Origin of the sequence: Rahnella perminowiae (assembly GCF_019049755.1) — a bacterium.
Lineage (GTDB): Bacteria > Pseudomonadota > Gammaproteobacteria > Enterobacterales > Enterobacteriaceae > Rahnella > Rahnella perminowiae.
Genome location: NZ_JAFMOS010000378.1, coordinates 1 through 6,642, shown reverse-complemented (window position 1 = coordinate 6,642; position 6,642 = coordinate 1). Strand labels below are relative to the sequence as shown.

At 44.9% G+C, this 6,642-nt stretch carries 7 protein-coding genes; 5 read left to right on the top strand and 2 right to left on the bottom strand.

All coding sequences use genetic code 11. The features are described 5' to 3' along the window. Positions 1-62: 62 nt before the first annotated feature. Genes J1785_RS04770 through J1785_RS04750 form a run of 5 tightly spaced genes read left to right on the top strand, consistent with a single transcriptional unit; the run spans position 63 to position 5,208 of the window. Complete coding sequence (locus J1785_RS04770) at positions 63-227, top strand: SidA/IucD/PvdA family monooxygenase (RefSeq protein ID WP_217218930.1); 165 nt, start codon at positions 63-65, stop codon at positions 225-227. Then, positions 211-1,395 carry a SidA/IucD/PvdA family monooxygenase gene (locus J1785_RS04765; RefSeq protein ID WP_238483073.1) on the top strand — a complete coding sequence of 395 codons (1,185 nt, stop codon included), beginning with the start codon at positions 211-213 and terminating at the stop codon, positions 1,393-1,395. The genes J1785_RS04770 and J1785_RS04765 overlap by 17 nt, the downstream gene beginning before the upstream one ends. Positions 1,396-1,403: 8 nt before the next feature. Then, positions 1,404-2,411, top strand: coding sequence for a 2,3-diaminopropionate biosynthesis protein SbnA (sbnA, locus tag J1785_RS04760; protein WP_217218929.1), 1,008 nt, complete (start codon positions 1,404-1,406; stop codon positions 2,409-2,411). Positions 2,412-2,413: 2 nt separating this feature from the next. Continuing rightward, positions 2,414-3,406, top strand: a complete 993-nt coding sequence (gene sbnB / locus J1785_RS04755; protein ID WP_217218928.1) for a 2,3-diaminopropionate biosynthesis protein SbnB — start codon at positions 2,414-2,416, stop codon at positions 3,404-3,406. Between the two features lie 2 nt (positions 3,407-3,408). Then, on the top strand, positions 3,409-5,208 hold the full coding sequence (locus J1785_RS04750) for an FAD/NAD(P)-binding protein (protein WP_217218927.1): 1,800 nt from the start codon (positions 3,409-3,411) through the stop codon (positions 5,206-5,208). A 158-nt stretch (positions 5,209-5,366) separates the two neighbouring features. Here the strand turns inward: J1785_RS04750 and J1785_RS04745 are convergent, their stop codons facing one another. Both J1785_RS04745 and J1785_RS04740 read right to left on the bottom strand, forming a co-directional pair. Then, entirely contained in the window at positions 5,367-5,762 is a 396-nt protein-coding gene (locus J1785_RS04745) for a hypothetical protein (protein WP_217218926.1), read from the bottom strand. A gap of 142 nt (positions 5,763-5,904) precedes the next feature. Then, on the bottom strand, positions 5,905-6,519 hold the full coding sequence (locus tag J1785_RS04740) for a hypothetical protein (RefSeq protein ID WP_217218925.1): 615 nt from the start codon (positions 6,517-6,519) through the stop codon (positions 5,905-5,907). Positions 6,520-6,642 lie beyond the last annotated feature (123 nt).

The following is a 6,642-nucleotide window of genomic DNA, read 5'->3' as shown; positions in this document are numbered from 1 at the left end:
TTGTTGTGTAAATGAAATCCTTCCATATAAATATTCTCTGAATAAACTAGAGAGGTATTCACATGCTTCATTTTTCAGAATTATCGAATGTACAATGGGATTTGGATATTGCTTGTATTGGATTTGGTCCCGCTGGTATTGCACTTGCTTGCGCAATTGATGAATGTGAAGAACTGAACGCGATTAGTTCTTCAGAACGGGTGAAGTTTTTTGAAAAAAAACAGTGATACGTCCTGGCATGGAAATTTCTTACTTCCGGGGACAGATATCAATCATCACTTATTCAGAGACTTGGTGACTCCGCGTAATCCGCAAAGCGCATATTCATTTGCTATGTATCTGAAAGAAAAAAATCGTCTGTTTAAATTCGGCCTTCTTGGCAGGCCAGCGAGTCGTGCCGAATGGTCTGATTATATAAAATGGGTTGCTGAAAAATTAAAGCAATACGTTATATATAATTCACCTGTAACCGAAATATTGCCTGTTCTTTCAGAAGAAGTTTTGATCGGGTTTCGGATCAGAACACCAGAGAAAGAATACACAACGAAACATCTTGTACTTTCGTCCGGTAATACCCCAAATATTCCTGACGTTTTTAAAGGTTGTATGGAAGGTAATGTGTTTCATACCTCTTCTTATCTTCGAAATATGACACAGGGCGAAGGTCCAGTACCACATCACTGGCTGGTGGTCGGATCGGGCCAAAGTGCCGGAGAAGCTGTAGCCCATCTGCTGAGTCGCTTGCCAGATATTCATGTTCACTCTGTTCATCGGACTGTTGGATTCCGGATAGGCCAGTTAGGTCAGTTTCCGAACCTGGCATTTTTACCAGAGCAAGCGCGTTACTTTTACCATCTGGATGAACATACTCGTGAAAAAGTCCTAAATGATGTGCGTGCAGTCAATTATGCCGGCGTGGACGCAGATGAAAGTCAGGCGTTATATTCACACTTATATGAAGGAGAAGTATCTGGTAATCAGAGGCTTATTTTACACACTTACAGCGAAGTGGTTAGTATTGAAAAAATGGGCGTCGGGTACAGCGTTGTCATTGAAGATGTTAATACCAGAATGAAAGAGGAAATTTATACAGACGGTATTGTTCTGGGTACAGGATATGTTCAGGAAGAATTGCCCGCCGCACTGACCATGCTTATTCCGTGGTTGGAAAGAAACACACAAGGTGGAATAATTGTTAATCAAAAATATCACATCACTTTGAAATCAAGAAAAGGTGTGTGTTTATTGGCTAACGGAATGTCCGAAAAAACACATGGTATCAGTGATTCACAATCTTTTTCAATGGTTGCCGTCCGAGCTGAAATTTTACTTGAACAACTACTCAGCGTATTACGGGATGAAAATTCGTTCACTCGCGTCGCAATGAGTGCTTAAGGAGATTTATGAACACTATCTCTCAGTGTGTCGGTGACGCTAACTTTATCAATGTTCGGGGGCTGGGATTCGATCATATTCACATGAAATTAGAATCTCTTAACCCTGCTGGGTCGATTAAACTTAAAACTGCTATTGGTTTAATTGATTTTTATGAAAAGAAAAGAGAAATCCATAGAGACAGTATATTGATTGAATCATCCTCAGGTAATCTGGGGGTTGCTTTGAGTTTAATTTGTGCTGAACGTGGCTATCCATTTGTTTGTGTTGTTGATCCAAATACCAACATTAACAATGTCAAAATGATGAAAGTATTTGGTGCAACCGTTATTACGGTAACAGAAACAGATAATAATGGTGGATATCTGGGAACCAGAATAAAGTATATCCGAGATAAATTAAATGAAGATCCTCGCTATATCTGGATGAACCAGTATTCCTGCCCAGCAAATCCGGAAACACATGCCGCTACCACGGCGAAAGCGATCCATCGTGCTTTTCCAAAGCTGGATTATCTCTTCGTTGGTGCAGGAACGACCGGGACGCTGATGGGTTGTTCCCAATATTTTCATCAACATTCCCCTGAGACTCGCATCATCGCCGTAGACAGCCAGGGTTCTGTGACGTTTGGTCAACCTCCCGGAAAACGGTTTATTCCTGGTCTGGGCTCCAGTCAGATGCCACCAATTTTTAATAACGCGCACCTTCACGGGCGGCTGTTGGTTGATGAACGTGCTGCAATTGGTATGTGCCGCTGGCTTGCCAGGTCGAACGGTGTGCTGTCTGGCGGTTCGACTGGCACAGTGCTTGCTGGTTTTTGTTCAATGGCAAAGCAGATAAATAAAGAGGCAACCTGCGTGGTGATTTCACCTGATGCAGGTGAACGTTATCTGGACTCTATTTATAGCGATGAATGGGTGAACACACGGTTTGAAGGTATGCATGCACTGCTCAATGATCCCTACCGGATTTTTACCATGCTTGATGAAACAGTTATCCATCTGACAGGAGAATAAACATGACTGAATTTCACATTATCGGTGGTGAATTCATTGGTGATTATCTGAGTAAACATCACGATGTTGTCACGGACATCGTGAAGAATACTTATCTTCATCATCACAATGGAAATACCGAAAACCCGGACAGTTATTTTCTACGGTTCCGGGATTCACCTTCAGATCGGATCATTGCCCTTCCCTCTGCTATCTATCCAGAAGAAACGGCAGGCATAAAATGGATAGCCAGTTTTCCCAGAAATGTTGAGCATAATCTGCAGCGTGCTTCTGCAGTTTTGATTCTGAATTCACTGGCGACAGGCTATCCCTATGCCTGTCTGGAAAGTTCTCTTATCAGTGCGAACCGAACGGCGGCATCAGCCGTGCTCGGTGCGTACTGGATGAATAGACAATCACGAACGACTCCCTCCATCGGCTTTGTCGGTGCCGGCGTGATCGCCAGAACTATCGGTAATTTTTTTGTCCGACAGGAATGGAAAATCAACGATATTGTCGTGTTCGATCAGCATACGGATTCAGCTGACCACCTTGTCAATTACCTGTGTGATGCCGGTCAGCATGCCTACACGGCTTCTCTGAGTGATGTCCTGGCGTGCGATATTGTTATCTTTGTCACCACGGCCAGCACACCTTATATAGAGACTGCTTTTCAACCTCATCAGAAAGTGCTCAACATTTCACTCCGGGATATTTCTCCTGACGTGATCCTGGCATCACAAAATATCTGTGATGATATCGAGCATTGCCTTAAAGCCTCCACCTCTCCGCATCTTGCCGAGCAACGCTCTCAAGGTCGGGATTTTATCGACGGTACTCTGGCGGGGCTTATGACCGGTCAGTTTCAGGTACGGGAGGATAAGCCGATCATTTTTAGTCCATTTGGCTTGGGCGTGCTTGATTTGGCATTGGGTAAGTACCTGTGTCAGCAGGCGATAGCTACCGGAAATGCACTCACTGTGCCTGGTTTTTTTGCTGAAACGTCAAGGTGGTGAATATGAAAAAGCAACATGACTCCGTTCTGCATGCAGGTGTTGTGGGTGTAGGACCGCGTGGACTGGTCGTGCTGGAACGTCTGACACACTATGCGCAAAAATATGATATCCCAATGCTGATATCGATCATTGATCCGCAAAAGCCAGGAATTGGCGTGCATTCTCCATCGTTACCTGAATACAAAATGCTAAATACAGTTGCTGGCCAGATCACGCTCTTCCCGGATGAAAACATGTTATCTGACGGGGGAGAGAGTCGCCCTGTGTGTACTTTTCTGGAATGGTGCCGGCAACACAAGTCTTTGCCTGATTTTTGGTATTCCCATGAAAATCAGCGTTTATGTAGCTGGGATTTTTTACCCCGAAGCTGGTTAGGCGAATATATGCAGTGGGCTTATGACTTTATCGTGTTACAGGCAGGCCCCGCGATCAAAGTTCGTCACCTTCCTTTGGAAGTTACAGATATTGAGCAAATTACAGATAAAAAATTTCTTATTTCTCTGAGTAATGAGGAAAATTTGTATGTTGATGCTGTCTACCTGACTTCGGGGCATGGCCTGGCGTCAGAGAATAGCGCTGCACACATTAATGCTGATGAAACTGTTTTGCTTCAGGGAATGGGGCTCACTGCCATGGATATGATAGCTGACTGGACTATAGGACGAGGAGGCCACTTCAGCCTTCGATCCGGAGGTATACCTGACTATATACCATCAGGAAAGGAGCCTGTGATATTCCTGACATCCAGAAGCGGCCTTCCGTTTCGCTGCCGTCCGGAATCGCTGACAGTGGGAGAAAACATTAACCGGGACGCTATAATATTTCGGGCAGACAGGGTTCAGCAGCTCAAGGATAAGCATCCAAACAGTATCGATTTTGAACGCCAGCTACTTCCTCTTATTCGTGCTGAGATGCGGGTTGCGTACTACAGTGTGCGAATAATAAAAGATGTGGGGATGAATAAGGCCCTTCGTTTCAGAGAAGCGCTTCGTAAAGCAAACAGCTGGACTGAGATCAGCGGTGTTATGCAAAATGTGGTTTCACGTTATGGTGAATTTAATGAGGAGGACTTGCTGGCAGCGTTTTTACCCTCGGAGGTGCATCCAGACAGCTATTCACTATGGCTGGTTAATGAAATTGCGGAAGATTTAAATGAAAGCATTACCGGTGTCATGCACAGTCCGGTAAAGGCGGCAAGTGAAGTATGGCGAAACTGTCGCCACCAGTTACGTATTATGATGGATGATAAAGGGCTTTCAGATAGCTCGAAAAACATCTTCTATACTCGCTATGCTCCGGTAATCAACCGGTTGGTTGCTGGTCCACAAAAAGAGCGTCATCAGGAATTGCTGGCACTCATTCGTGCGGGCGTGGTGAAACCTATCCACCCGGATAAAGTGACGAGTCATAAATATGATCATTGCATTCAGGCCATGATTCATTCTGAGCAATCGAATTTAGATATGCCGTTACTGGTGAAAAAGATGGCAAATAAGGGATTATTAACTATTAGCACGTCTGGAAGGGCTTATATAGACGTTCGGGCAGACGGACGACCTTTAACACTTAAGCCAAAAGCATCGATGTGGATATTCGGGCCGTTATGTGAAGGCGCAACATATTATAATCACTATGTGCCATCACCCGGAGCGTTCTCTCGATCCAGCCACGATGCTGATGTTAGTGTCAGAGAATTATTGTTTTCGCTGAAAAGTGACCGCGATAATAGAAGCCGTTTTCAAGCTGAACAAGGAGTCATGCCCGTTTCAGATATCAGCGGAGGTTCTGAGATTAAGATATAGGAGCCCTTTTTTTACGTGAGCTTAAACATTATTTCAGGTTTGTCATATCCCTATTCAGTCGCTTTCCCCTGTTGTGATCGGGGAAAGTGGCAGCATCAGTTATTTTAGTTTCTATCTGTTATCGGTCATGCGGATTTTATAGATACCTTATAACGCAATCATTTTGCATATTCGATATAGCTACCGTCAGGACGCTGTAAAAGAGTACTTTCGCCTTCATGTAATACTGTCCAATGCTCTTGAATAGGGTCATTTGGAAACCTAATCAGCACAGGAACGGCTTTTGTTTCCGGCTTGATTACGATACACGAACGTGAGTTTTCTTCTCTATTTGACCCAAGGATCTCAACATTCTTGCTTACCCAAGAACATTCATCCGAGCCGGATATCGGGACTGATTTACCCCCCACTTTTACGGTATAGCCTGGACTAATGATCACCGTTATTGGCACATGATCTGACTGAGACTGCATGGCCTTAATGGCTACATTCTTTTCGTTATCACACCCTGAGATGCCAACGACAATAATCATTATGAGAGTGGTGTGCTTCATGAGTTTTCCCCGGCTTTTCGAAGCGTTATTATGCCACGCCATATAGTTGTATTCCTCCCCAAGTAATGTTTGAATTTGCTGTCCATTGTAGGGTTCTTGCAGACTGGTCACCCCCGCCTGAAGCTGGTAGATAGCGTGTCACTCAAACCCCAAGCTTTGCCAACAATAAATGCCAGGTTGCAAAGCTCATTTGCTGCCGGTTCTTGGCCGTCGAAGAGGCAATGTATTTCCTAAAATTGGTTTCTGAGATCCCCACCATCGCCGCCGCTACGTTGCCGGTGACGCCTGTAAAACTCTCTTCCCCCACGACGTGCCGTAATTCCCATTCTGTGGGCGCGCGCCACTCAGAGGCTACCTGTGTAAGCACGTCTGCCGGTAACAGACCACGTATCCAGGCATGTTTTGGCCGCATCGCGGTCGCATATTTGGCGTACAGCACAGCGTAACCGTTTAACGTCACGGCCACGCTGTGCAAGCCGTCGCCGGTGCGCAGCCAGTATCGAGAATCGTCATTAATGAGGGTCGGGGTCATACCGTCCAGCACATAATCGGTACTGTTAAACGACGCAATGGCATTTCCCGTAGTGCTGACAACCAGTTCGTGAACGTGCGTTTCCGGCGTTTTATACGAGCGGGTAAACTGGCAAATAGTATCCTGAAAAAGTTCACTCTGAACCAAAGCGCGGCGGGTGGAATTAGACGCGAATGTTATAAAACCGACTGTGACGTTTCCGTACTCAATATTTGCACGCGTCATGGCATTGCCGTTGATATACAGGTCCCCCGTTGGGTTAATTATAAATGGTCCGTAACTAAATGATGTTTTCATAATAGTTCTCTTTCTATATAATTGATTGCTAACATACGATAAGTGTATTAT